General features: G+C 69.3%; 18 protein-coding genes. 11 read left to right on the forward strand and 7 right to left on the reverse strand.

Annotated features, from left to right (window positions below; genetic code table 11):
• Positions 1 to 49: 49 nt before the first annotated feature.
• Positions 50 to 379 (reverse strand): divalent-cation tolerance protein CutA, encoded by a 330-nt coding sequence (gene cutA, locus KHC24_RS16315; RefSeq protein WP_246547066.1) that lies wholly within the window; start codon positions 377 to 379, stop codon positions 50 to 52.
• A gap of 30 nt (positions 380 to 409) precedes the next feature.
• Between cutA and KHC24_RS16320 the strand changes: the two genes are divergently transcribed.
• Positions 410 to 1,231, forward strand: a complete 822-nt coding sequence (locus tag KHC24_RS16320; RefSeq protein WP_213364388.1) for an NAD kinase — start codon at positions 410 to 412, stop codon at positions 1,229 to 1,231.
• Positions 1,232 to 1,240: 9 nt separating this feature from the next.
• Here the strand turns inward: KHC24_RS16320 and KHC24_RS16325 are convergent, their stop codons facing one another.
• Together KHC24_RS16325 and KHC24_RS16330 are read right to left on the reverse strand one after the other, a co-directional pair.
• Complete coding sequence (locus KHC24_RS16325; protein ID WP_213364389.1) at positions 1,241 to 2,407, reverse strand: DUF2336 domain-containing protein; 1,167 nt, start codon at positions 2,405 to 2,407, stop codon at positions 1,241 to 1,243.
• Between the two features lie 164 nt (positions 2,408 to 2,571).
• Entirely contained in the window at positions 2,572 to 3,726 is a 1,155-nt protein-coding gene (locus KHC24_RS16330; RefSeq protein WP_213364390.1) for a hypothetical protein, read from the reverse strand.
• Positions 3,727 to 3,899: 173 nt separating this feature from the next.
• Here KHC24_RS16330 and KHC24_RS16335 point away from each other — a divergent pair, with 173 nt between their 5' ends.
• From KHC24_RS16335 to KHC24_RS16360, 6 genes are all read left to right on the forward strand, one after another.
• Entirely contained in the window at positions 3,900 to 4,508 is a 609-nt protein-coding gene (locus KHC24_RS16335) for a nitroreductase family protein (RefSeq protein ID WP_213364391.1), read from the forward strand.
• A gap of 9 nt (positions 4,509 to 4,517) precedes the next feature.
• A complete protein-coding gene (locus KHC24_RS16340) occupies positions 4,518 to 5,141 on the forward strand; it encodes a flavin reductase family protein (protein ID WP_213364392.1) in 624 nt (207 codons plus the stop codon).
• 180 nt (positions 5,142 to 5,321) lie between these two features.
• Positions 5,322 to 6,020 (forward strand): L,D-transpeptidase, encoded by a 699-nt coding sequence (locus KHC24_RS16345; RefSeq protein ID WP_213364393.1) that lies wholly within the window; start codon positions 5,322 to 5,324, stop codon positions 6,018 to 6,020.
• A gap of 405 nt (positions 6,021 to 6,425) precedes the next feature.
• The gene (parA, locus tag KHC24_RS16350; protein WP_213364394.1) at positions 6,426 to 7,067 is read left to right on the forward strand and encodes a ParA family partition ATPase; all 642 of its coding nucleotides are present in this window, start codon (positions 6,426 to 6,428) and stop codon (positions 7,065 to 7,067) included.
• A gap of 268 nt (positions 7,068 to 7,335) precedes the next feature.
• Positions 7,336 to 9,339 (forward strand): autotransporter assembly complex protein TamA, encoded by a 2,004-nt coding sequence (locus KHC24_RS16355; protein WP_213364395.1) that lies wholly within the window; start codon positions 7,336 to 7,338, stop codon positions 9,337 to 9,339.
• Positions 9,339 to 13,613, forward strand: coding sequence for a translocation/assembly module TamB domain-containing protein (locus KHC24_RS16360; protein WP_213364396.1), 4,275 nt, complete (start codon positions 9,339 to 9,341; stop codon positions 13,611 to 13,613). Before KHC24_RS16355 ends, KHC24_RS16360 begins: the two co-directional genes overlap by 1 nt.
• Positions 13,614 to 13,632: 19 nt before the next feature.
• Here KHC24_RS16360 and KHC24_RS16365 read toward each other — a convergent pair whose 3' ends face one another.
• The gene (locus KHC24_RS16365; RefSeq protein WP_213364397.1) at positions 13,633 to 14,433 is read right to left on the reverse strand and encodes an SDR family NAD(P)-dependent oxidoreductase; all 801 of its coding nucleotides are present in this window, start codon (positions 14,431 to 14,433) and stop codon (positions 13,633 to 13,635) included.
• Positions 14,434 to 14,598: 165 nt separating this feature from the next.
• On the opposite strand from KHC24_RS16365, the gene KHC24_RS16370 reads away from it, so the two are divergent.
• The 4 genes from KHC24_RS16370 (at position 14,599) to sseA (ending at position 18,780) form a co-directional block, all read left to right on the forward strand.
• Entirely contained in the window at positions 14,599 to 16,047 is a 1,449-nt protein-coding gene (locus KHC24_RS16370; RefSeq protein WP_213364398.1) for a cryptochrome/photolyase family protein, read from the forward strand.
• Positions 16,048 to 16,123: 76 nt separating this feature from the next.
• Positions 16,124 to 17,155: a cysteine synthase A gene (locus KHC24_RS16375; RefSeq protein ID WP_213364399.1), complete on the forward strand. Its 1,032-nt coding sequence runs from the start codon at positions 16,124 to 16,126 to the stop codon at positions 17,153 to 17,155.
• Positions 17,155 to 17,868 carry an alanyl-tRNA editing protein gene (locus KHC24_RS16380; protein WP_213364400.1) on the forward strand — a complete coding sequence of 238 codons (714 nt, stop codon included), beginning with the start codon at positions 17,155 to 17,157 and terminating at the stop codon, positions 17,866 to 17,868. Before KHC24_RS16375 ends, KHC24_RS16380 begins: the two co-directional genes overlap by 1 nt.
• A gap of 48 nt (positions 17,869 to 17,916) precedes the next feature.
• Positions 17,917 to 18,780 carry a 3-mercaptopyruvate sulfurtransferase gene (gene sseA / locus KHC24_RS16385; protein ID WP_213364401.1) on the forward strand — a complete coding sequence of 288 codons (864 nt, stop codon included), beginning with the start codon at positions 17,917 to 17,919 and terminating at the stop codon, positions 18,778 to 18,780.
• Positions 18,781 to 19,096: 316 nt separating this feature from the next.
• Here sseA and KHC24_RS16390 read toward each other — a convergent pair whose 3' ends face one another.
• Genes KHC24_RS16390 through KHC24_RS16400 form a run of 3 tightly spaced genes read right to left on the reverse strand, consistent with a single transcriptional unit; the run spans position 19,097 to position 22,439 of the window.
• A complete protein-coding gene (locus KHC24_RS16390; protein WP_246547068.1) occupies positions 19,097 to 19,894 on the reverse strand; it encodes an amino acid ABC transporter ATP-binding protein in 798 nt (265 codons plus the stop codon).
• 15 nt (positions 19,895 to 19,909) lie between these two features.
• Positions 19,910 to 21,286: an amino acid ABC transporter permease gene (locus KHC24_RS16395; protein ID WP_213364402.1), complete on the reverse strand. Its 1,377-nt coding sequence runs from the start codon at positions 21,284 to 21,286 to the stop codon at positions 19,910 to 19,912.
• A gap of 10 nt (positions 21,287 to 21,296) precedes the next feature.
• Positions 21,297 to 22,439 (reverse strand): amino acid ABC transporter permease, encoded by a 1,143-nt coding sequence (locus KHC24_RS16400; protein WP_246547070.1) that lies wholly within the window; start codon positions 22,437 to 22,439, stop codon positions 21,297 to 21,299.
• Positions 22,440 to 22,518: the final 79 nt, after the last annotated feature.

The following is a 22,518-nucleotide window of genomic DNA, read 5'->3' on the forward strand; positions in this document are numbered from 1 at the left end:
CTATGAATCAGCGATTACCTCGGATGGGAATCCTGAATGTCGATCCGCTCTAGGCGTCGGTCTCCATGACGATCCAGTCGAGATAATCCGGGTCGCCGCCGGTCACCGGCAGCACCAGCACGCCGGGCGTCTCATAGGGATGGCGGGCGCGCACCGCCTGCGCCACCGCCTCGGCGAGGTCGGTTCGGGTCTTGAACAGCATCACCACCTCCTCGGCCCGCTCGATCTCGCCATGCCAGCGATAGAAGGAGATAATGCCCGGCAGGATGTTCACCGCCGCCGCCAGCCCGTCGGCGACGATGGCCCGCCCGGCAGCCTCGGCCTCGACGAGACCGGGCCATGTCGTATAGACCATCACCGTGCCGATCAGCGGCTCCATCTGTCATCCCTGCGTATCGGGCTGTCCCGCATGAACGAAGCCGCCCGCCCAGCCCCTTCTTCCGCTGCGGATGCTCCCGAAGCGGCAGCATATGGCCGAATCGCCTTTGTCGCGAGCGATGCGGCGGATGCGGTGCGCGCGCGCAGCGAGCTCACCGCGATCTACGGCCATGTCGCGCCCGAGGATGCCGACATCGTGGTGGCCCTCGGCGGCGACGGCTTCATGCTGCAGACGCTGCACCGCTTCCGCGATACCGGCATCCCGATCTACGGCATGAATCGCGGCTCGGTCGGCTTCCTGATGAACAGCTTCAAGCAGGACGACCTGCCGGCGCGCATCGCCGCCGCCCAGCGGGTGGTCATCCACCCGCTGCTGATGGAGGCCACCGACGTCAATGGCCGCGTCCACCGCGCCCCGGCGATCAACGAGGTATCGCTGATCCGCCAGTCCTATCAGGCGTCCAAGCTGCGCATCTCCATCGACGGCACCATGCGCATGGAGGAACTGGTCTGCGACGGCGTGCTGGTCGCCACCCCGGCCGGCTCCACCGCCTACAACCTCTCCGCCCAGGGGCCGATCCTGCCGATCGGCACGCCGCTGCTGGCGCTCACCCCGATCTCCGCCTTCCGCCCGCGGCGCTGGCGCGGCGCGCTGGTGCCGGACCGCGCCCGCATCGACATCGCGGTGCTGGAATCCGACAAGCGCCCGGTCAACGCCACCGCCGATCATTATCAGGTGCTGAACGTGGTGGCGGTGCGCGCCCGGCTCGACCGCTCCTCGACGCTGACCATGCTGGTCGACCGCGATCATTCGATCGAGGAGCGCATCCTGCGCGAGCAGTTCGAGGTCTGAGGCCGCGCCTCACGCCGCCAGCGTCGTCCCGAGCTCGTCGACCGGTTCCTCGTCGCGCCAGCGTTCCAGCAGCGCCACCACCGGGTTGCGGGCGGCGGTCTCGCCGAGCCGCGCATATTGGTACAGCGCTTCCTCGACGATGCGCCGCTGCAGCCCGGCGGCGACGTCCTCGTCGTCGAGATAGGGCTCCTTCTGCAACAGGTGCAGCGCGCTGCGAAAAGCGGTGAAGGCGCCGTAGGGCAGGCCGAGGCGGTCATAGAGGATGCGGAACGCGTCGCCGGAGCGATCGGCGGCCAGCGCCGCCACCCGGTCGATGGGGAGGCCGGTCAGCAACGCCACCATTTCCAGGAACAGCCGCATGCGGCCGGAAAGCAGCGCCTTCAGCACCGCGGCCGGCGTCAGCTCTCCCCGCTGCTGCAATTGCCCGGCAAGCGCGCGCAGGTCCGGCGCGGCACGCCCGACCATGGCGACGACCGCCCGTTCGTGCGCCTCGCCCGTCGTCTCAAGCGCGGCTTGCTGCTCCGGCCCGGCTTCCTGCTCCGCCACCTCGCCCGCAGCATTGCGGCGGCCGCGCTCCACCACGAACACCGACAGCGCGTTGGCCACCGCGCGGATCAGCGCCTGATGCACGCCCGCCGGCAGGTCGCGCCGGGCCAGCAGCATCTCGCGCAACGCCGCCGCATGGCCGTGGCGGGCGACGATGCGGCCGAGCGCGAAGCCGGGCAGGTCGGCCGCCGGATTGCCGACCAGCGCCAGGCACGCCTCCTCGCCGGCGATCTCGGCAAGCGCGGCGGCGACCGGGGCGGTGACCGGAGTGCGCGCGGCGATGGCGGCGCGGCGGACCTCGCTGCCGGCCTCGGCCATCTCGATCAGCTCGCATGCGTTCAGCACCGGCGAGCCGGCGAGCATCCGGAGCCCCGGTTCGCCGTCGAGTTCAGCGAGCCGCAAGGCGAGGTCGTCGGGAAGCCGGGGGTGGCGGCAGAGCGCCTCGGCAAGCGCCAGCCGCGCCGGCGGATAGGGATCCTGCGCGAGCACCGGCAGCGCCGCCTCGAAGCCGAGCGCGTCCACGCCGTCGAGTTCGCCGCGGGCATAGGCGCCGGCCAGCATCCCGAGGCCGCGACCGCGCTCCTCGTCGGAGACCGACTTCGCCCAGAGGAGATATTGATGCACGATCATGCCCACCTCCATCCGCCTGCCGGAGGGGGATTGGAGCACACCGGCATTAAGAATTCGTTGACCATGAATGGCAGGCGCCGGTTAACCCTGTCCGGCGCAGCCGGGCTGTCGCGGAGTCCGCAGTCGCGGAGTCCGGTCGCTGGAGCCCCCAGTCGCCGGAACGCTCAGTCGCCGGAGCCCTCGGGCGCCGCGGCCTGCTCGCCCACCAGCACGTCCACCCGCGTGTCCGAGCCGGATTCGACGTTGAAGGTCTTGGTGAAGGTCTTGCCGTCATAGCGCACCAGCGCGGTGTATTCGCCCTCCGCCAGCACGAAGGCCGGCGTCGGCACCGACGAATCCTTGATCGAGTCGCCGCCCGGCGTCAGCACCGACCATTGCGTGCCCGAGAGCGGCGCCCCGCCGGCCTGCGCCACCAGCTGCAGGGTGATCTCGGCAGCGCGGTGATGCAGCGTGGCGTCGGTCACCTTGCCGGGCTGCACCGCAATGTCGGCCTGCAACACCGCATTGCCCTCGCCATAGGTGGAAACCACGTAATACTCGCCGGCCGGCAGCACCACGAGGCTGCCCGGCTCGGCGCCGCGATAGAACGGGCGGCTGGCGGCGCGCCCTTGCAGGAAGCTGCCCTCGAAGATGTCGTAGCTGACCTTGGAGGCCGGGATCGGCTTGTCGCCGACATCGCTCTGCAGCATCACCCCGCCGGCGGGAATGGTGATCTGCTCGCGGCGGGAATCCTCGCCGACCACGATGCGGCGGGCGACGCTGGCAAGGCCGTAGGAGACATGCACCACATAGCCGCCGGGCGAGAGGAAGAACACCGGCGCCGGCTCGGCCGCCTCGGCGACCAGCGGATAGGCGCCCGAGGCTTCCGGCCGGTCGTCGAACACCCGCCAGACCACTCCGCGCGGGATCTGCGGCAGGTTGGCGCCGAAGCGGGCGCTCATGCCGATCGCCGCCTTGCCGGCCGGCGGCTGCGGCAGGATGGTGTGCGGGTCGCCCGCCGTGCCGGCCGCCGCTGCCGGCGCGGGCCCCTTGGCGGGGGCGGCGGGCGCCGGCGTCTGCGGCGCCAGCCGCCGCGGCGCGCCGACGCCCGGCGCCTGGTTGCCGATGAACGGCATCGACTGCGCCAGCGAGCCGGAGGAAAACACCGAGGCATCGCCGCCGCCGCTGCCCGCCCCATCGCTGTCCGCCATCGCCGCGAAGGCGGAGGGCGAGGCCAGGCACAGCGCCGTCAGCAGCGCCGCCAGCAGCGCGCCCGGCCGCATGCCGGCGCGGCGCGAAAAGGTGGGGTAGCGGGCGAAGCGGGAGGGGGTCGCGAACATGGCCTCTTGGTGCCCGCGAACAAGGGCAAATTCAAGTCCCGCGCATCGCCGCCTGCCAATGGCGCTGCGGCGCGCGGCAAATTGAAAACGCTGACGCTGCGTCGCGCCCGCCCCGCCCCTTGGCCCGGCCTCCCGTCGCGTGCTAGGCGCAGGAGCGACAGGGGAACATCGCCATGACGACTACCTCCACGACGACCTCCACGACGGCCTCCATCACCGCTCCCGACGCATTGCGGCTGCTCAAGCTGCGCAAGAGCCCGAAAATCTTCGACATCGTCGCCCCCGGCCCGAAGCCGGCGGAGATCGACGAGATGCTCACCATCGCCTCGCGGGTGCCGGATCACGGCAAGCTGGCACCGTGGCGCTTCGTCGTCTTCGAGGGCGAGGGACGCGAGCGGGCGGGCGAGCTCATCGCCGCCGTGTTCCGGCAGGACGTTCCCGAGGCCGATGCCGACCGGGTGGCCATCGAGCACAGCCGGCTCTCGCGGGCGCCGCTGGTCATCGCCGTGGTGTCGAAGGCCACCCCGCATGTGAAGATCCCGGAATGGGAGCAATTGCTGTCCGGCGCCGCCGCCTGCACGCTGCTGGTGCTGGCGGCCAACGCGCTCGGCTATGTCGCGACCTGGCTCACCGAATGGTACGCCTATGATGCCCGCGTGCGCACCGCGCTCGGCCTGTCGGCGGAGGAGCGCATCGTCGGCTTCGTGCATATCGGCACGCTGGCCCGTCCGCAGGAGGACCGTCCCCGCCCGGCGCTCGCCGACATCGCCACCCGCTTCTGAGAGGCCGCGATGTTCTACGCACCGACCGGGCGCGACCACGCCCTGCTGCCGCACAATCCGCTGAAGGCCATCGTCGCCCCGCGCCCGATCGGCTGGATTTCCAGCCTGTCGCCGGCCGGTGTCGCCAATCTCGCCCCGTATTCCTTCTTCAACCTGGTGAGCGAGAGCCCGGACATCGTCATGTTCTCCTCCTCCGGGGTGAAGGACACGGTGCGCAACATCCTCGACACCGGCGAGTTCGTCTGCAACCTCGCCACCCACCCGCTGTTGGCGCAGGTGAACCTCACCTCGGCGGTGCTGCCGCGCGAGGAGAGCGAGTTCGATCTCGCCGGCCTCGCCCGCGCGCCCTCGCACCTCGTAAAGCCGCCGCGGGTCGCCGCCAGCCCCTGCGCGCTGGAATGCGTGCTGGTCGAGGCCCGCGAGCTGGTCGGCCGCTCCGGTGCCGCCACCGGCCACTGGCTGGTGTTCGGCGAGATCGTCGGCATCCACATCGACGAGGCCTTCGTCGAAGACGGCATCCTGCGCATCGAGAAGCTCAATTCCCTCGCCCGCTGCGGCTATTTCGACTACGCCGCCGTCGAGGAGGTCCACACGCTGCCGCGTCCGGGCGGCCAGTCGTTCACGAGCGCCTGAGCACGGGCGAAAGTCGATCACGTCCACCTGAAGTCGTGAATATTTATGGCAAACGATTCGTTAAGGTGAATGTCGCAACGTGTCGTCGCAACGTGTCTTGGACAGGCCGCTGCGATTCGGGATTTTACGGGGAACGAAGCGCCGGCCATCCAGGCGCTTCGTGCGGGAGACAAGCGGACCATGCCGTCCATAGATCGTCGCGTTCTACTTTCCGGCCTGTCCATGGCCGGGCTTTCCTTGGCGCTCGCCGGGTGCAAGAGCACCCAGACCGCGTCCGCCCCCGAGCCGGCGCTGCCGGCGATGTCCTTCGCCCCCACGCCCAGCTATGGCGCGGCGCAGGACCGCTTCCCGGTGGCCGCCTTCGATACGTCGAGCATCAACCCGGTCTATCTGCGCCGGCAGGTGCCCTATGACGGCAAGCAGGCGCCCGGCACCATCGTCATCGATCCCAAGAATCACTTCCTCTATCTGGTGCAGCCCGGCGGCACGGCGATCCGCTACGGCGTCGGCGTCGGCAAGGAAGGCTTCGGCTGGTCGGGCACCGCCACCATCAATTCCAAGCAGGAATGGCCGGACTGGTACCCGCCGGCGGAGATGATCGCCCGCCGCCCGGACATCAAGCCGCAGCTCACCAAGCTGCAGAGCGGCATCGGCGTGCCCGGCGGCCTCGCCAACCCGCTCGGCGCGCGGGCGATGTATCTGTGGCAGAACAACAAGGACACGCTCTACCGCATCCACGGCACGCTGGAGCCGAAGACCATCGGCACCAACGTCTCCTCCGGCTGCATCCGCATGATCAACCAGGACGCCATGGACCTCTACAACCGCGTGCCGGTCGGCACCAAGGTGGTGGTGCTGGGCTCCGGCGCGCAGGTCTGAGATCGACCCTCCCGCCGCCTGAAGCAAGGCGGCGGCTCCCTCTCCCCGACGGGGAGAGGGTCGGGGTGACGCGCACGACCCTCGCGGTCGCGCGCCCCGGCTAAGCTTTTCCCCCGGCTAAGCCTGCCGCTCCTGCGCTTGTCGTGCCTGCGCTTGCCGCGGCACCGCTCCTCCCCGTCCGCTCCGCGAGCCGCCTCTCCGCCGAAGCCGAGACCTGCCTCGCCTTCCGCCGCGCCCACAACCCGGCAACAGCCGGCTTCGGCCACGCAGAGGATGGGGCTTTTGCCGCCGCCCCGCCGGTGACCGCGTTTTCAGCGCTCCTCCCTCCGCATTACGCTTGCTGCCTGCCGGCCCCAATGCGACCTTGCCCTTTGCGAATCCGTCGCGACCGGGGAAAGACGCGCCATGGCCGGCCGGATCATCACCATCGCCCAGCAGAAGGGCGGCTCGGGCAAGACCACGCTCGCCGCCCACCTTGCGGTGGCGCTGGCGCTTGACGGCGTGCGCGTCGCCCTGCTCGACTGCGATCCGCAGGGCAGCCTCGGCGAATGGTTCGAGCGGCGCGAGAGCAGCCTTGGCGAAGCCGGCACCGGCCTCGATTTCCGCACCGCTTCCGGCTGGGGCGCCCGGCGCGAGGCCCGCAGCCTCGCCCGCGACTACGACTTCGTCGTCATCGACACCCCGCCGAAATCCGACATCGAATCCCGCCCGGCCATCGAGGCGGCCAGCCTGGTCGCCGTGCCGGTGCAGCCAACCCCGGTCGATCTGTGGGCGACGCAGGCGACGCTGGAAATGATCGCCAAGGAAGGCACGCCGTCCCTCCTCGTCATCAACCGCGTTCTGCCCCGCGTCGCGCTGACGCAGGAGATCGCCGAAGCCATCCAAGCGCTCGGCCATCCGGCGGCGGAGAGCCGGCTCGGCAACCGTGTCGCCTTCGCCGCCTCCATGGGCGCGGGCCGCACCATTCAGGAGACGGCGCCGGGCTCCAAGGGCGCGGCGGAGGTGCAGGCGCTCGCCGCCGAGATCCATCGGTTCATCGGCCCGTGACCTATCGTCATACCACGTCGCCCCGCCGGCTGCCGTGAAAATGCCCGCGGGCGGTTGACGCGCGCCGCTCCAGCCGGCAATCAGAACCATGTGTGCGCGCGGCAAGTCTCTGTTCACCCTATTCTTCTAGCTTGCCGGGAAATGGAGATGGGCCCCGTACGGGCCGCCCCGTGATCCCGCCCGGGTTCGCGGCCAGCTACGACGGGTTAAGAGGGTGGCGTTGCAGGGGAACCGGACCGCAGGACAGAAGAGGTTTCGGCTGGCGGTCATGCTGGTCGCTTTCGTTGCGCCGCAGGCCCTGCTCGCCGCATCGCCGGCACTCGCCCAATCGACGCAAACGCCGTCTTCGTCGCCCGCTTCCGGCACCGCCGCCCAGCCGGCGACCCAGCCGACCAACGAGGCGCCGCAATCCGGCCTGCTTGGGCCGATCCTCGATCTGTTCAACCCCTCGCGCGTCGCCGCCCGCGAGCCGCCGACCATCGACGCCACGCCCTATAATCTCAGCTTCGAGGTGAAATCGACCGACCGCGACGTGCGCAGCGCCGTCGAGGACGCCTCCAATCTGGAGCGGCTGAAGGCCCGCCCGCCGGCCGGCGCCGCCGGGCTGATCCGCCGCGCCCTGTCGGACGGGCCGGCGATCAACGCCGCGCTTTATTCCATCGGCTATTACGGCAGCAACATCCGCATCACCGTGGCCGGCAATTCCCCCGACGCGCCGAATATCTTCGACATCGTCGAGACGTCGCGCAAGCGCGGCCCGGTGCCGGTGGTGGTCACGGTCGATCCCGGCCCGCTGTTCCATTTCGGCCGCATCGCCATTCTCGACGCCAACACGCGGCGCCCGCTGCCCGACGCGCCGAGCCTCGCCAGCCTGGGGCTGCAGCCGGGCGAGCCGGCGCTCGCCACCACGGTGGTGCGCAGCGAGACGGTGCTGACCAATCACTGGCGCGATGCCGGCCATCCCTTCGCCCGCGTGGTCGACAAGGACGTGGTCGCCGACCACGCCGTGCGCCAGCTCGACGTCAGCTTCTATGTCGAGCCCGGCCCGCGCGCCACTTTCGGCCGCTTCAGCGTCAACGGCGCCGATTTCCTCACGCCGCGCTTCATCGAGGACCGCATCGACATCGCCCCCGGCACCCCCTATTCGCCGGATGTGCTGAACCGGCTGCGCCGGCGGCTGCTGGAATATGAATCCATCGCCAGCGTGCGGATCATCGAGGCCGACCATCTCGATCCCGACGGCTCGCTGCCGATCACCATCGAGGTATCGCCCCGCAAGCCGCATTATATCGGCTTCTCGGCGAGCTATTCCTCCACCGACGGCTCGGCGATCAACGGCTATTGGGGGGCGCGCAACCTGTTCGGCGGCGGCGAAACCCTGCGCCTCGACGCCCAGGTCTCCTGGTTCGGCCAGAAGTCCGACGCGGTGCCGGACGCCGATCCGTTCGGCTACAAGGTCGCAGCCACCTTCATGAAGCCGGGCATCATCACCGCCCGCGACGATCTCCTCGCCTCGGCGGCGGTGCTGCGCGAGGTCACTAACGCCTATGTGCGCGAGGCCGGCACCTTCCTCGCCGGCATCCGCCACCGCTTCAACGACGAGGCCTCGCTGCAGATCAGCATCGATCTCGAACAGTCGCGGGTGGAGGACACCACCGGCATCAACGATTATTTCATCGCCGGCGTGCCGTTCGAGTTCAACTACGACAACACCGACAACCGGCTCGACCCGTCCAAGGGCATCCGCTTCACCGGCATTGCCGAGCCCTTCGCCCAGCTCGGCGATGCCAATGGCGTGCCGACGCTGCTCAATGCCCGCTTCTCGACCTATTACGCGCTCGACGAGGCCAAGAAATACATCCTCGCCGGTCGCGTCGCCGCTGGCAGCATGCTCGGTGCCGATCTGTACGACATCCCGCCGCAGCGGCGTTTCTATGTCGGCGGCGGCGGCTCGCTGCGCGGCTATGACTACCAGTCCGCCTCGCCGCGCAACGAGGACGGCATCATCATCGGCGGCCGTTCCTATTTCGAGGCCTCCTTCGAGGCGCGCATCCGGGTCACCGACAGCATCGGCGTGGTGCCGTTCTTCGACATGGGTTCGGCCTTCGCCAGCGAAGCGCCGGATTTCGATGAGATGAAGTATTCGGCCGGCATCGGCCTTCGCTACTACACCGCGATCGGTCCGTTGCGGTTCGACGTCGCCTTCCCGCTCAATCCGGGGCCGGACGACGGCAGCTACGGCATCTATGTCAGCTTGGGGCAGGCCTTCTGATGGTGGCGCGGTTTCTCGGCTTTCTCATCTATGCCCTGATCGGGCTGGTGCTGCTGGTGCTGGTCGCCTTCGGGGCGATCCAGACCCCGCCGGGCAAGGCCGTGCTGGCCCGCCTCGCCTCCTCGCTCGCCTCCACCCCTGGCATCGCCGTCAGCATCGAGGGCATAAGCGGCTTCATCCCCTCCGACATCGGGGTGGAGCGCATCATCCTGTCCGACGAGGAAGGCCCGTTCGCCAGCATTTCCGGCGCCCGGCTCTCCTGGAGCCCGCTGGCGCTGTTCAACCGCTCCGTCGACGTCTCGGCGCTGGAAGCCGCCAAGGTGGAGGTGCTGCGCCGCCCGCTGCCGCCGGCGGAACAGCCCGTGCCGCCGCCCTCCTCCTCGTCCGGCATCCCGCTGCTGCCGGTGCGGCTCGAACGCCTCGCCATCGACGAGATCATCCTCGCCGCGCCGGTGCTCGGCCACGCCGCCACGCTCGGCCTCACCGCCTCGGCGGATCTCTCGGCGGCGACCCGCGCGGTGTCGCTGAAGTTCGAGATCGATCGCCGCGACGCCCCCGGCCGCATCGCCGGCACCGCCGCCTATGCGCCGGAGAGCGGGCAGCTCGACCTCGACCTCTCCGCCGACGAGCCCAGCGGCGGCCTCATCGCCCGCGCCGCCGGCATGGACGGCCTGCCGGAACTCACCGCCTCGCTCAAGGGCAGCGGCACGCTCGACCAGTGGGACGGCCACCTTGCGCTGCAGGCCGGCACTCTGGCGCACGCGTCCGGCGCCGCCGGCATCCGCGCCGTCACCGAGGGCCATCGCTTCACCGCCGCCATCGATGCCGATATCGCCCGGCTGCTTCCCGCCGACATCGCGCCGCTGTTCGAAGGCCGTACCGAGCTCGCCGCCGCCGCCACCCTCGATACCGCCAACCGCCTTGCCATCGAGAGTTCCAGCGTGCGGGCGGCCGGCTTCGGCGCCGCGATGAAGGGCAGCTTCGATCTCGACAGCCGCATCGCCGATCTCAGCTTCCAGGCCCGCGTGCCCGACAATGCCCGCTTCGCGGCGCTGGCGCCGGGGATGAGCTGGCAGTCCGGCACCCTCGAAGGCACGGTGAAGGGCAATATCGCCGCCCCGGCGGTCGACGCCCATGTGGTGGCAGCGGGTCTCGCCGGCGCCGGCTACGGCACCGGCACCCTGACCCTCGACGCCACCACCCGGCCCGACACGGAAGGCAACCTCGCGCTCACCGCCGAGGGCGAGGCGCAGGGCCTCACCGCCACCGAGCCGCAAGTGGCCGCCGCGCTCGGCCCCACCGCCCGCTTCCAGGCCACCGGCCTGGTCCCGGCCGGCGACACGGCACTTTCGCGCCTCACCGGCCTCACCATACACCTCACCGGCCTCACCGCCCGCTTCACCGGCCAGGCCGACCGGGCGGCGATCGACGGCAATTTCAATGTCGAGCGCCTCGACCTCGCCACCCTCACCCCGCTGATCGAGCGGCCGCTGTCGGGCGAGGCGCAGTTCGACATCGGCATCAAGGCGAGCGACAACCTGTCCCGCCTGTCGCTGACCATCAACGGCCGCTCGCAGAACGTCGTCACCGGCGTTCCCGCCGCCGACGGCTTCTTCGGCCGGGTGACGACCCTTACCGGGTCGCTGGAGCGTTCCGGCGAAACAGCTATTTCGATCAACAACTTGCGGATGAATGCCGAGGGCCTCGCCTTTGCGATGGACGGCCATCTCGACACCTCCGCCGCCGATCTGCGCGCGAGCCTGAACCTTGCCGACCTCTCCCGCCTCGACCCCCGCGTCACCGGCGCGGTGGAAGCGCGCGGCGCCTTTTCCGGCTCGCTGGACGAGCTGAAGGCCACCGCGCAGGTGTCGATCCCGTCCGGCACGGCGATGGGCAAGCCAATTCAAGGACTTACGCTGGATTTCACCGGCAACGACATCACCGGCAACCCGAACGCCACCTTCCGCCTGAACGGCACGGTCGCCGGGCAGCCGGCGACCGGCAGCGGCGCCTTCGCCAGCGCGCCCGATGATCGGTTCGAGATACAAAACCTTGATATCGCTATCGGATCAGCGCGAGCCACCGGCGGCGTCACCATCACCGACGCCAGCCTCGCCACCGGCCGCCTGACCCTCGCCGCCCCCAACCTCGCCGACATCTCGCCGCTGGTGCTCACCGAGCTGGCCGGCAGCCTCAACGCCGACATCACCCTCGATATAAGCGAGGGTCGTCAACGGGTTGCGGTGAAGGGCAATGCCGAGCGCGTCGCTGCCGCCGGCCAGTCCGTCGCCATGGCCCGCATCGACGCCACAGTGATCGACCCCATCGGCGTGCCCTCCCTCGACGGCAGCGTCGAGATCCGCGGCGCCAATGTTTCCGGTCAAGTGATTGAAAACGCTACGATACGCGGCAAGGGCGGCACGGACGGCACCGACCTCACCGTCGACGCGACGGTGCAGAACACCGCCCTGCGCGCCGCCGGCCGGCTGGCCCGGCAGGGCGATGGCGCCCGGCTGCGGCTCGATCGCCTCTCCGCCACCCGCGGCAGCACCACCATCGCCACCACCGCGCCGGCCAACATCGCCTATGCCGGTGGCACCGTGACCATTGATCGCCTCGCCCTGAATGCCGGCGGCGGCAGCGTCACCGTGGCCGGCAGCGCTGGCGAACGCCTTGATCTGACAGCGGATTTACGGGCGATCCCGCTCTCCCTCGACGAGCTTGCCGCCCCGGGGCTGAACCTTTCCGGCACGCTGGCCGGCAATGCCCGCATCACCGGCACGGCGGCGGCGCCGACCGGCAACTACCAGCTCACCGTCACCCGGCTGTCGACGCCGGACGTCGCCCGCAGCGGTGCCGGACCGTTCGACATCACCGCGCGCGGCGATCTCGGCAGCGGCCGCGCCACCATCCGCTCGGAGATAAGGGGCCGGTATCTTCAGGCACTTACCATCAACGGCTCGGTGCCGCTCGGCGCCGGCGCGCTCGATCTCGCCATTCGCGGCGGGGTCGATCTCGGCATCCTCAACCCGATGCTGGCGACCACCGGCGCCCAGGTGGTCGGCAACGCGGCGATCAACGCCACGGTCACCGGCACCGCGAGCGCGCCCAATGCCGGCGGCACCATCCGCATCACCGGCGGGCGCTATATCGACAGCCTCAACGGCATCAACCTCGACCGCATCGAGGCGGTGCTCACCGGCAACCAGCGCAGCGTCACCCTCACCTCCTTCTCCGCCCGCACCACCAATGGCGGCAGCCTCGCCGGCCGCGGCACCATCGGCCTCGACCCCGCCGCCGGCTTCCCGGGGCGGATCGAGATCGACATGGTCAACGCCCAGCTGGTGAACAGCGAGCTGATGCGACTCGTCACCGAGGGGCGGATCGCGGTGGAAGGCGCTTTCCTCAACAATCCGCGCGTCACCGGCCGCATGGTGGTGCGCGCCCTCGACGTCAACATTCCCGACCGGCTGCCGGGCGGCGTCCAGAGCCTCAATGTCCGCCATGTCAATGCCGGCAAGCGCTCGGTGCCCGGCGCCGCCCGCGCCGCGCGGCGCGAGGCCCGCCCGGCGGATGCCGGCATCCCGCTAGACCTCACCATTTCGGCGCCGAACAACGTGTTCGTGCGCGGCATGGGGATCGAGGCCGAGCTCGGCGGCGACATCCAACTGCGCGGCACCTCGTCGGCGCCGGTGGCAATGGGTGGCTTCGAGATGCGGCGCGGCAATTTCGATTTCGTCGGCCGCCGCCTCTCCTTCACCCGCGGCCGGGTGACCTTCACCGGCACCACCGATCCCGAGCTGGATTTCGTGGCGGAGACCACGGCGAGCGACGTCACCGCCCGCATCATCGTCACCGGGCCGGCCTCGGCGCCGGAGATCGACTTCACCTCCACTCCCACCCTGCCGCAGGACGAGGTGCTGTCGCGGCTGCTGTTCGGCCGCTCGGTCGGCCAGCTGTCTTCCGGGCAGGCGCTGCAGATCGCCCAGACCGTCGCCCAGTTCTCCGGCGGCTCGGGCGTGCTCAACGATGTGCGCCGCTCACTCGGGGTCGACAGCCTCGTGGTCGGCACCGACGACGCCGGCACCGGCGGGCAGGTCGGCGTCGGCCGGCGGCTCAACGACAACATCTATCTCGGCGTGCGGCAGGGCACGAGCGCCAACTCCAGCAAGGTGACGGTCGATGTCGACGTCACCAAGAACATCCGCCTGCAGGGCGCCACCTCGGCCGGCGGCGCGGCGGAAGTCGGCATCGGCGCCCAGTGGGACTACTGAGCGCCGGCCATCTTGGCGGTCAGGCGGCGCGGTAGCGTTCCGCCGGGCTGGCAAGCGACAGTTCGGGATGCAGCGCCGACCGTGCGGCTTCGAACGCCTTCCATTTGTCGAGATCGCGCAGCGAGGGGATGGTCACCAGCTCGCCGAGTTCGAGCCCCTTCAGCGCCGCCGCCACGAGGTCGTCGACCGGCATCACCATGTCGGCCGGCAGCCGCGCGGGATCGATGCCGGCACGGTCGAAGAATTCGGTACGCGTATAGCCGGGCAACACCGCCTGCACCCGCACCGGCCCGTCCTTCAGTTCGCCGTTCAGCGACTGGGTAAACGACAGCACATAGGCCTTGGTCGCGGCATAAGCGCCGGCGAACGCCTCCGACGCCAGCGCCACCACCGAGGCGACGTTCACCAGCGTGCCGTTGCCCCGCGCGGTGAACGCGTTGACCGCGGCGAAGGACAGCCGGGTGAGCGCCGTCACGTTCAGCTGCACCATCGCCATGGTGGCGGCGAGGTCGCCGCCCGTCACGCCGCTGCCGGTGCCGATGCCGGCATTGTTGACCACCAGCGTGATCGTCGGATCGGCCTCGATCCGGGCCGCGACGCGCTCGACATCGCCGGCCACGCCGAGATCGGCCGGCAGGACATCGACCTTGCGGCCGGTCTCGGCGCGAAGCTCGGCGGCAAGCGCCTCCAGCCGCGCCGCATCGCGGGCAACGAGAACGAGGTCGTGGCCGCGGCGTGCAAGCTGCTGCGCGTAGCTCTTGCCGATGCCGGACGAGGAGCCGGTGACGAGAGCGGTGCCGGATGGGATGGGGGACGACATGATAGCCTCACGGAAAATGGCGGCGCACCGCCGGGTTCGGATTTACAGTATGATCGACATGAATAATCCGCAAGCTGTCCCGCCACCCGCTTTTCGCCATCGCACGATCCATCCGGCCGGCCGCCGCGTAGAAGCTCCCGCCTGTTCCGTGCCAATGGCCTGCACATGACCCACACCACCTCCGCCCCCACCCTCGTCTGGTTCCGCGACGATCTGCGCCTCGCCGACAATCCGGCGCTCGCCGCCGCGCTGGCGCAGGAGCGGCCGCTGATCCTCCTCTATGTGCTGGACGAGGCGACGCCCGGCCTGCGCTCCCTTGGCGGCGCGGCCCGCTGGTGGCTAGGCCGCTCGCTGGCAGCCCTCGCCGCCGATATCGAACGGGCCGGCGGAAGCCTGCTGCTGCGGCGTGGGCCGGCCGACGAGGTGCTGCGCGATCTCGTCCGGGAGGCCGGCGTCGTATCGGTGCACTGGAACCGGCGCTACGACGCCGGCGCCATCGCCCTCGACCGCCGCATCAAGGCCGAGCTGACGCGGGCCGGCGTCGAGGTGACCAGCCATTCGGCTACGCTGCTGCACGAGCCCTGGACGCTGCGTACCAAATCCGGCGGGCCGTATCGCGTCTTCACCCCGTTCTACCGTGCCGCCGCGCCGCTCGGCCCGCGCAGGATCGTCCCCAGGCCAGAGGCCCTGCCGCCCGGCCCGGACCTGCCCGGCGACACGCTCGCGGCATGGCACCTCGAACCCGCCCAGCCGGACTGGGCCGGCGGCCTGCGCGCGAGCTGGCAACCGGGCGAGGCGGGCGCGCACGAGGTGCTGCGCGGCTTTCTCGATCACGGCATCCACGGCTATGCCGAGCGGCGCGACCGGCCGGACAGCGAGCACACCTCGCGGCTGTCACCCTTCCTGCGCTTCGGCAATCTCTCGCCGGTGCAGGCGCTGGCCGCCCTCCACCATGCCGCCGAAGCCGGCGAGGCGCTGGGCCGCGACGTCGAGAAGTTCCGCAGCGAACTCTATTGGCGGGAGTTCTCCTACCATTTGCTGTTCCACAACCCCGACCTCGCGACCACCAACGTCAACCACCGCTTCGACAGCTTCGCATGGCGCGACGACGGCGCCTTCGAGCGCGCCTGGCGGCGCGGCCGCACCGGCTACCCGATCGTCGACGCCGGCATGCGCCAGCTGTGGCAGACCGGCTGGATGCACAACCGGGTGCGGATGATCGCCGCCTCCTTCCTCATCAAGCACGGCCTCGTCGACTGGCGGCGTGGCGAGGCCTGGTTCTGGGACACGCTGGTCGATGCCGATCCGGCCAATAATCCCGCCAGCTGGCAATGGGTCGCCGGCTCCGGCGCCGATGCCGCCCCCTATTTCCGCATCTTCAATCCGATGTTGCAGGGCGAGAAATTCGATCCCGACGGCGCCTATGTCCGCCGCTTCGTGCCGGAGCTGGCGGAGCTGCCGGCGGATGTCATCCACCAGCCATGGCGGGCGAAGCCGGAGGTGCTGGCCCGTGCCGGCGTCGAGCTCGGCACCGGCTATCCGCGCCCGATCGTGGAACACGGCGCCGCGCGCGAGCGGGCGCTCGCCGCTTATCATCGCAGCGGCGAGGAATGACGGCGACAAAGGTTGCCGAGCCGGTTTCCGGCTACTATTTTCTGTGCCCCTTGAACCGACATATGAAATCAGCACCATGGATATCCGCAACGGTCTCGTCGAGGCGATCGGCAACACGCCGCTCATCAAACTCAAGCGCGCCTCGGAAGAGACCGGCTGCACCATTCTCGGCAAGGCGGAATTCCTCAATCCCGGCCAGTCGGTGAAGGACCGCGCGGCGCTGTTCATCATCCAGGATGCGGTGAACAAGGGCCAGCTCAAGCCCGGCGGCGTCATCGTCGAGGGCACCGCCGGCAATACCGGCATCGGCCTCGCCTTGGTCGGCAACGCGCTCGGCTTCCGCTCGGTGATCGTCATTCCCGAGACCCAGAGCCAGGAAAAGAAGGACATGCTGCGGCTTGCCGGCGCCACGCTGGTCGAGGTGCCCGCCGTGGCCTACGCCAATCCGAACAATTACGTGAAGGTCTCCGGCCGCCTCGCCGAGGCGCTGGCCAAGACCGAGCCGAACGGCGCCGTCTGGGCCAACCAGTTCGACAACGTCGCCAACCGGCAGGCGCATATCGAGACCACCGGCCCGGAGATCTGGGCGCAGACCGACGGCAAGGTCGACGGCTTCGTCAGCGCGGTCGGCACCGGCGGCACGCTGGCCGGCTGCGCCATCGCGCTGAAGCAGCGCAATCCCAACATCAAGGTCGCCCTCGCCGATCCCTTCGGCGCCGCGCTCTACAGCTACTACACCACCGGCGAGCTGAAATCCGAAGGCTCCTCGATCACCGAGGGTATCGGCCAGGGCCGCATCACCGCCAATCTGGAAGACGCCCCCATCGACATCGCCTACCAGATCCCCGACGCCGAGGCGGTGCAGATCGTGTTCGATCTCCTGGAGTTCGAGGGCCTGTGCCTTGGCGGCTCGTCGGGCATCAACATCGCCGGCGCCATCCGCCTCGCCAGGGAGCTCGGTCCCGGCCACACCATCGCGACCCTGCTGTGCGATTTCGGCACCCGCTACCAGTCGAAGCTGTTCAACCCGGTCTTCCTGCGCGAGAAGGGCCTGCCGGTCCCCGGCTGGCTTGAGCGCACGATCAATGTCCCGAACGTGATGCAGTGATGGCAACCGAGCTTCTGTTCCGCGACGACGCCTATCTGGTCGAGACTCCGGCGACGGTGGTCGGCGTGACGCCTGAAGGCGGGGTCGTGCTCGATCGTTCGGTATTCTATGCCACCGCCGGCGGCCAGCCGGGCGATACCGGCTGGCTGGTCGGTGCCGATGGCACCGAGGCCGCGATCACCGGCGCCGTGTGGTCGGCGGACAAGCAGGACATCGTCCATCTTCTGGCGCCCGATGCGGTCCGCCCGGCGCCGGGCGACACGCTGGTCGCCCGCCTCGACTGGGCGCCGCGCTATAACCGCATGCGCATGCACACGGCGCTGCACCTGCTCTCCGTCGCCCTGCCCTATCCGGTGACCGGCGGCTCGATCGGCGAGCAGGAGAGCCGGCTCGACTTCGACATTCCCGATGCCGGCCTCGACAAGGACGCCATCACCGCCCGCGTCAACGAACTGATCGCCAGCGACGCCGCCGTCACCGAAAGCTGGATCACCGACGCCGAGCTCGACGCCAATCCGGGTCTGGTGAAAACCCTGTCGGTCAAGCCGCCGCGGGGCTCGGGCCGGGTGCGGCTGGTGCGGATCGGCGAGATCGACCTCCAGCCCTGCGGCGGCACTCATGTGCGCCGGCTCGGCGAGATCGGCCCGGTCGTCGTCAGCAAGATCGAGAAGAAGGGCCAGCAGAACCGCCGCGTCCGGCTCGCCCTCGCCTGAGCGCGGTTGCAGCGCTCGCCCTATAGCGACCACACAGGGATCACGCCCATGACCACCGCCTCGGCCGTCCCGTCCGGCAGCCGCTTCGTCACCACCCAGTGGCTGGCCGAGCATCTCAACGCCCCCGATGTCGTCGTCGTCGATGCCTCCTGGCATCTGCCGACCGCCGGGCGCGCCGCGCGTGCCGAATATCTCGACGCGCATGTTCCCGGCGCGGTGTTCTTCGACATCGATGCCGTCGCCGACCGGTCGAGCGGCCTGCCGCATATGCTGCCTACGGAACAGGCATTCAGCGAGGCGGTCGGCGCGCTGGGCATCGGCGACGGCATGACCATCGTGGTCTATGACAGCCTCGGCCTGTTCTCGGCGGCGCGCGGCTGGTGGACCTTCTTCGTGTTCGGCGCCGCCAACGTCTTCGTGCTCGAGGGCGGGCTGCCGCAATGGCGCGACGAGCGCCGCCCGCTCGAAAGCGGCGAAGTGCAGCGCCCACCGGCCCGCTTCACCGCCCGCCTCGACCGCCGCCGCGTTGCTGGCGTCGAGGATATGGCGCAGGCGAGCGAAGCCGGCGGGGCGCAGATCCTCGATGCCCGTCCCGGCGACCGCTTCCGCGGCGAGGCGCCGGATCCGCGGCCGGGCGTGCGCGCCGGGCACATACCGGGCGCCCTCAACCTGCCGTCCTCGAGCGTGGTGGCGAATGGCCGGCTGCGCGATGCCGAGGACCTGCGCGCCGTCGTCGCCGCGGCGGGCGTCGATACCGGCAAGCCGGTGATCACCAGCTGCGGCTCCGGCGTCACCGCCGCCATCCTCTGGATGGCGCTGGACAGTCTCGGCACCCCGCCGGTGGCGCTCTATGACGGCTCGTGGGCCGAGTGGGGCTCCTCGGAACGGCTGATCGCCATCGGCCCGGCCTGACCGCCGGCAACCCAGCCTTCCGGCGAACCGAGAGAGCCCTTACCTCGGAGCCCTCGCGTCCACACTCTCGCCTCTGAGCCCTCGCGTCCGAGCCATCACCGCCCCATCCCGAGCCCGCCCTTTCCTGCCCTCTCCCCATTGGGGAGAGGTGGCCCGCGAAGCGGGTCGGTGAGGGGCGAGCCCGCTCCGGCCCTGGCGAGCGCCACACCAGCCGACCGTCGCCACCAGCGACCACCAACGAAAACGGCCGCCTCTTCTCAGGCGGCCGTTCGCATTCCATTCGCATTCCGGCCCCCATGCGGGGATCGCAGCCCCCTCAGTGCAGGATCTGGCTGAGGAACAGCTTGGTGCGCTCGTGCTGCGGGTTGGAGAAGAATGCGTTCGGCTCGTTCGACTCGATGATCTGCCCGGCATCCATGAAGATCACCCGGTTCGCCACCTGCCGCGCGAAGCCCATTTCGTGGGTCACGCACAGCATGGTCATGCCCTCTTCGGCGAGGCTGACCATGGTCTCCAGCACTTCCTTCACCATTTCCGGGTCGAGCGCCGAGGTCGGCTCGTCGAACAGCATGATCTTCGGCTTCATGCACAAGGCGCGGGCGATCGCCACGCGCTGCTGCTGGCCACCGGAGAGCTGGCCGGGAAACTTGCCGGCCTGCTCGGGGATCTTCACCTTCTTCAGGAAGTGCATCGCCAGTTCCTCGGCGTCCTTCTTGGGCATCTTGCGCACCCAGATCGGCGCCAGCGTGCAGTTCTCCAGAATGGTGAGATGCGGGAACAGGTTGAAGTGCTGGAAGCACATGCCGACCTCGCGGCGGATCTCGTCGATGCGCTTGAGGTCGTTGGTGAGCTCGACGCCGTCGACGACGATCGAGCCCTGCTGGTGCTCCTCCAGCCGGTTGATGCAGCGGATCATGGTCGACTTGCCGGAGCCCGACGGCCCGCAAATGACGATGCGCTCGCCGCGCTTCACCTTGAGGTTGATGTCCTTCAGCACATGGAACTCGCCGTACCATTTGTGGACGCCGACGAGCTCCACCGCGACTTCCCGTCCCGGCGGGGTGTGTACCGCGGGGAGCTCGTCGCTGGGAACGATGGAATGGGCTTCGGTCATGGCGATCTCCGTCGTTCAGTGTCTGTGGGAGGTGTTCAGCCGGCGCTCCACGAACAGCGAGTAGCGCGACATGCCGAAACAGAAGATGAAGTAGACGATGCCGGCGAAGGCGAAGCCGGTATAGAGCGTGACCGGCGTCGCCCAGTTCGGGTCGGTGAAGGCGGCGCGCAGCTGGCCGAGGAAGTCGAAGATCGACACGATCAGCACCAGCGTCGTGTCCTTGAACAGGCTGATGAAGCTGTTGACGATGCCGGGGATCACCAGCGTCAGTGCCTGCGGCAGGATGATCAGCCGCATCATCTGGCTCCAGGTCAGGCCCATCGCCATCGCGCCCTCATATTGGCCCTTGGGGATCGCCTGCAGGCCGCCGCGCACCACCTCGGCGATGTAGGCGGCGGTGAACAGCGCGACGCCGACCAGCGCGCGCAGCAGCCCGTCCGGGTTCACCCCCACCGGCAGGAACAGCGGCAGCATGTAGGTGGCGAAGAACAGCACGGTGATCAACGGCACGCCGCGCCAGAACTCGATGAAGATCACGCTGAGCAGCCGCACGATCGGCATTTTGGAGCGCCGCCCGAGCGCCAGCGCGATGCCCAGCGGCATCGAGGCGACGATGCCGGTCACCGCGATCACCAGCGTCACCAGCAACCCGCCCCATTGCCGGGTCTCCACCCGCTCGAGGCCGAAATCGACGTCCCAGAGCAAGGTGATGGCGCCGAGCCCGGCGAAGACATAGGCGGTCATCGTCGCCGCGCCGCGGCCGCTGCCGGTGGCCAGCCGGCCGATGAGGTAGGCCACCGCGACGCAGAGCGCCGTGGTGATCAGGAAGTCCAGCCAGAAGCCGAGGCGCAGCCCCGCCACGCTGGCATCGCCGGCAACCATCTGCATCAGGCCGAAATGCCCGAGCAGGAAATTCGAGGCGCCGATATTGCCGCCGGTGAGCAGGATGAAGGCGAGGATCGGATAGGCGACGAAGAACAGGAAGGAGTTCAGCCGCTTGTGCGGCCAGGAAAGCACCAGCAGCGGCACCAGCAGCGCGACGCCGAGGAAGAACACGAGGTCGACGCGCCAGCGCTCGCCGGAGGGGTAGAATCCATAGATCAGCTGGGCGAACTTCGCCTTGATGAACGGCCAGCAGGCGCCGACCTGGGCGCCGAGGCAGGCCTCGCGGTTGTCGCCGGTCCACACCGCGTCGATCAGCAGGAAGCGCAGCAGCGGCGGCAGGATCCACGCCACCAGCAGGATGCCGAGGATGGTCAGCACCCCGTTGGAGATGGAGGAGAACAGGTTCTGCCGCACCCAGCCGATCACGCCGACATTGCGCCGGGGCGGCGGCAGCGGCGTCTGCATCTGCGCGCGGATGAAGGTGCCGTCGTCGAAGGTCAGGCTCATCGCGTGCTCCTCACCGTTCCACGAGCGCGACGCGCTTGTTGTAGGTATTCATGATCACCGAGGTGATGATCGAGATGACCAGGTAGACGCCCATGGTGATGGCGATGATCTCGATCGCCTGGCCGGTCTGGTTCAGCGTGGTGCCGGCGAACACCGCGACGAGGTCGGGATAGCCGACCGCCACCGCCAGCGAGGAATTCTTGGTCAGGTTGAGGTACTGGCTGGTCAGCGGCGGGATGATCACCCGCATCGCCTGCGGGATCACCACCAGCCGCATGGTGTAGCCCGAGCGCAGGCCGAGCGAGTTCGCCGCCTCGGTCTGGCCGTGGCTCACCGAGGTGATGCCGGCGCGGACATTCTCGGCGATGAAGGCGGCGGTATAGGTGGCGAGGCCGACCGTCAGCGCCACGAATTCCGGGATGACGCGCATGCCGCCGACGAAGTTGAAGCCCTTGAGTTCCGGTTTCTCGAAGGTGATCGGGAAGCCGGTGACGATCATGGCGATCAGCGGCAGCCCGACGATCAGCCCGAGGCCGATCCACAGCATCGGGAACGGCCGGCCGGTCTCCTCGCGGCGCTGGCGCCCCCAGGCGCCGAGGAGCACCGTCGCCAGCACGGCGAAGCCGAAGGTCCACAGGACCAGGCCGGTGCCGTCGCCGAACAGCGGGCGCGGCACGACGATGCCGCGATTGGAGATGAAGGCCTCGCCGAAGATCGAGATGCTCTGGCGCGGGTTCGGCATGGCGCTGAGCACGGCGAGATACCAGAACAGGATCTGGAACAGCGGCGGCAGGTTACGCAGAAGCTCGACATAGCAGCTGCAGATCAGGCGGATGACGAAGTTCTTCGACAGCCGGCCGATACCGACGAGGAAGCCGATGATGGTGGCGAAGAAGATGCCGATCACCGCCACCAGCAGGGTGTTCAGAATGCCGACCAGAAAGGCGCGGCCATAGGTCGATGTCTCGGAGTAGCTGACCAGCGTCTGGCTGATGCCGAAGCCGGCGGTATTCTCCATGAAGCCGAAGCCGGTGGCGATTTTCTGCGCCGCGAGATTTTCCCGCGCATTGTCGATGAACATCCAGCCCAGGACGATCACCAGAACCAATGCCACGACCTGAAGGACGATACTTCGTACCTTCGGATCGTTCATTAACGACGTACGACCTTGCCTGGCCGCCGGCTCGACCCAATCCGCCATAAATCCCCTCGCCTCGTGGAGGCCCCATTTC

Origin of the sequence: Ancylobacter defluvii, assembly GCF_018390605.1 — a bacterium.
GTDB lineage: Bacteria > Pseudomonadota > Alphaproteobacteria > Rhizobiales > Xanthobacteraceae > Ancylobacter > Ancylobacter defluvii.

Bases quoted from the DNA above. Each gene is read 5' to 3' on its own strand.
- cutA (WP_246547066.1), bottom strand. From the start codon at position 379: ATGGAGCCGCTGATCGGCACGGTGATGGTCTATACGACATGGCCCGGT.
- KHC24_RS16320 (WP_213364388.1), top strand. From the start codon at position 410: ATGAACGAAGCCGCCCGCCCAGCCCCTTCTTCCGCTGCGGATGCTCCC.
- KHC24_RS16325 (WP_213364389.1), bottom strand. From the start codon at position 2,407: ATGATCGTGCATCAATATCTCCTCTGGGCGAAGTCGGTCTCCGACGAG.
- KHC24_RS16330 (WP_213364390.1), bottom strand. From the start codon at position 3,726: ATGTTCGCGACCCCCTCCCGCTTCGCCCGCTACCCCACCTTTTCGCGC.
- KHC24_RS16335 (WP_213364391.1), top strand. From the start codon at position 3,900: ATGACGACTACCTCCACGACGACCTCCACGACGGCCTCCATCACCGCT.
- KHC24_RS16340 (WP_213364392.1), top strand. From the start codon at position 4,518: ATGTTCTACGCACCGACCGGGCGCGACCACGCCCTGCTGCCGCACAAT.
- KHC24_RS16345 (WP_213364393.1), top strand. From the start codon at position 5,322: ATGCCGTCCATAGATCGTCGCGTTCTACTTTCCGGCCTGTCCATGGCC.
- parA (WP_213364394.1), top strand. From the start codon at position 6,426: ATGGCCGGCCGGATCATCACCATCGCCCAGCAGAAGGGCGGCTCGGGC.
- KHC24_RS16355 (WP_213364395.1), top strand. From the start codon at position 7,336: ATGCTGGTCGCTTTCGTTGCGCCGCAGGCCCTGCTCGCCGCATCGCCG.
- KHC24_RS16360 (WP_213364396.1), top strand. From the start codon at position 9,339: ATGGTGGCGCGGTTTCTCGGCTTTCTCATCTATGCCCTGATCGGGCTG.
- KHC24_RS16365 (WP_213364397.1), bottom strand. From the start codon at position 14,433: ATGTCGTCCCCCATCCCATCCGGCACCGCTCTCGTCACCGGCTCCTCG.
- KHC24_RS16370 (WP_213364398.1), top strand. From the start codon at position 14,599: ATGACCCACACCACCTCCGCCCCCACCCTCGTCTGGTTCCGCGACGAT.
- KHC24_RS16375 (WP_213364399.1), top strand. From the start codon at position 16,124: ATGGATATCCGCAACGGTCTCGTCGAGGCGATCGGCAACACGCCGCTC.
- KHC24_RS16380 (WP_213364400.1), top strand. From the start codon at position 17,155: ATGGCAACCGAGCTTCTGTTCCGCGACGACGCCTATCTGGTCGAGACT.
- sseA (WP_213364401.1), top strand. From the start codon at position 17,917: ATGACCACCGCCTCGGCCGTCCCGTCCGGCAGCCGCTTCGTCACCACC.
- KHC24_RS16390 (WP_246547068.1), bottom strand. From the start codon at position 19,894: ATGACCGAAGCCCATTCCATCGTTCCCAGCGACGAGCTCCCCGCGGTA.
- KHC24_RS16395 (WP_213364402.1), bottom strand. From the start codon at position 21,286: ATGAGCCTGACCTTCGACGACGGCACCTTCATCCGCGCGCAGATGCAG.
- KHC24_RS16400 (WP_246547070.1), bottom strand. From the start codon at position 22,439: ATGAACGATCCGAAGGTACGAAGTATCGTCCTTCAGGTCGTGGCATTG.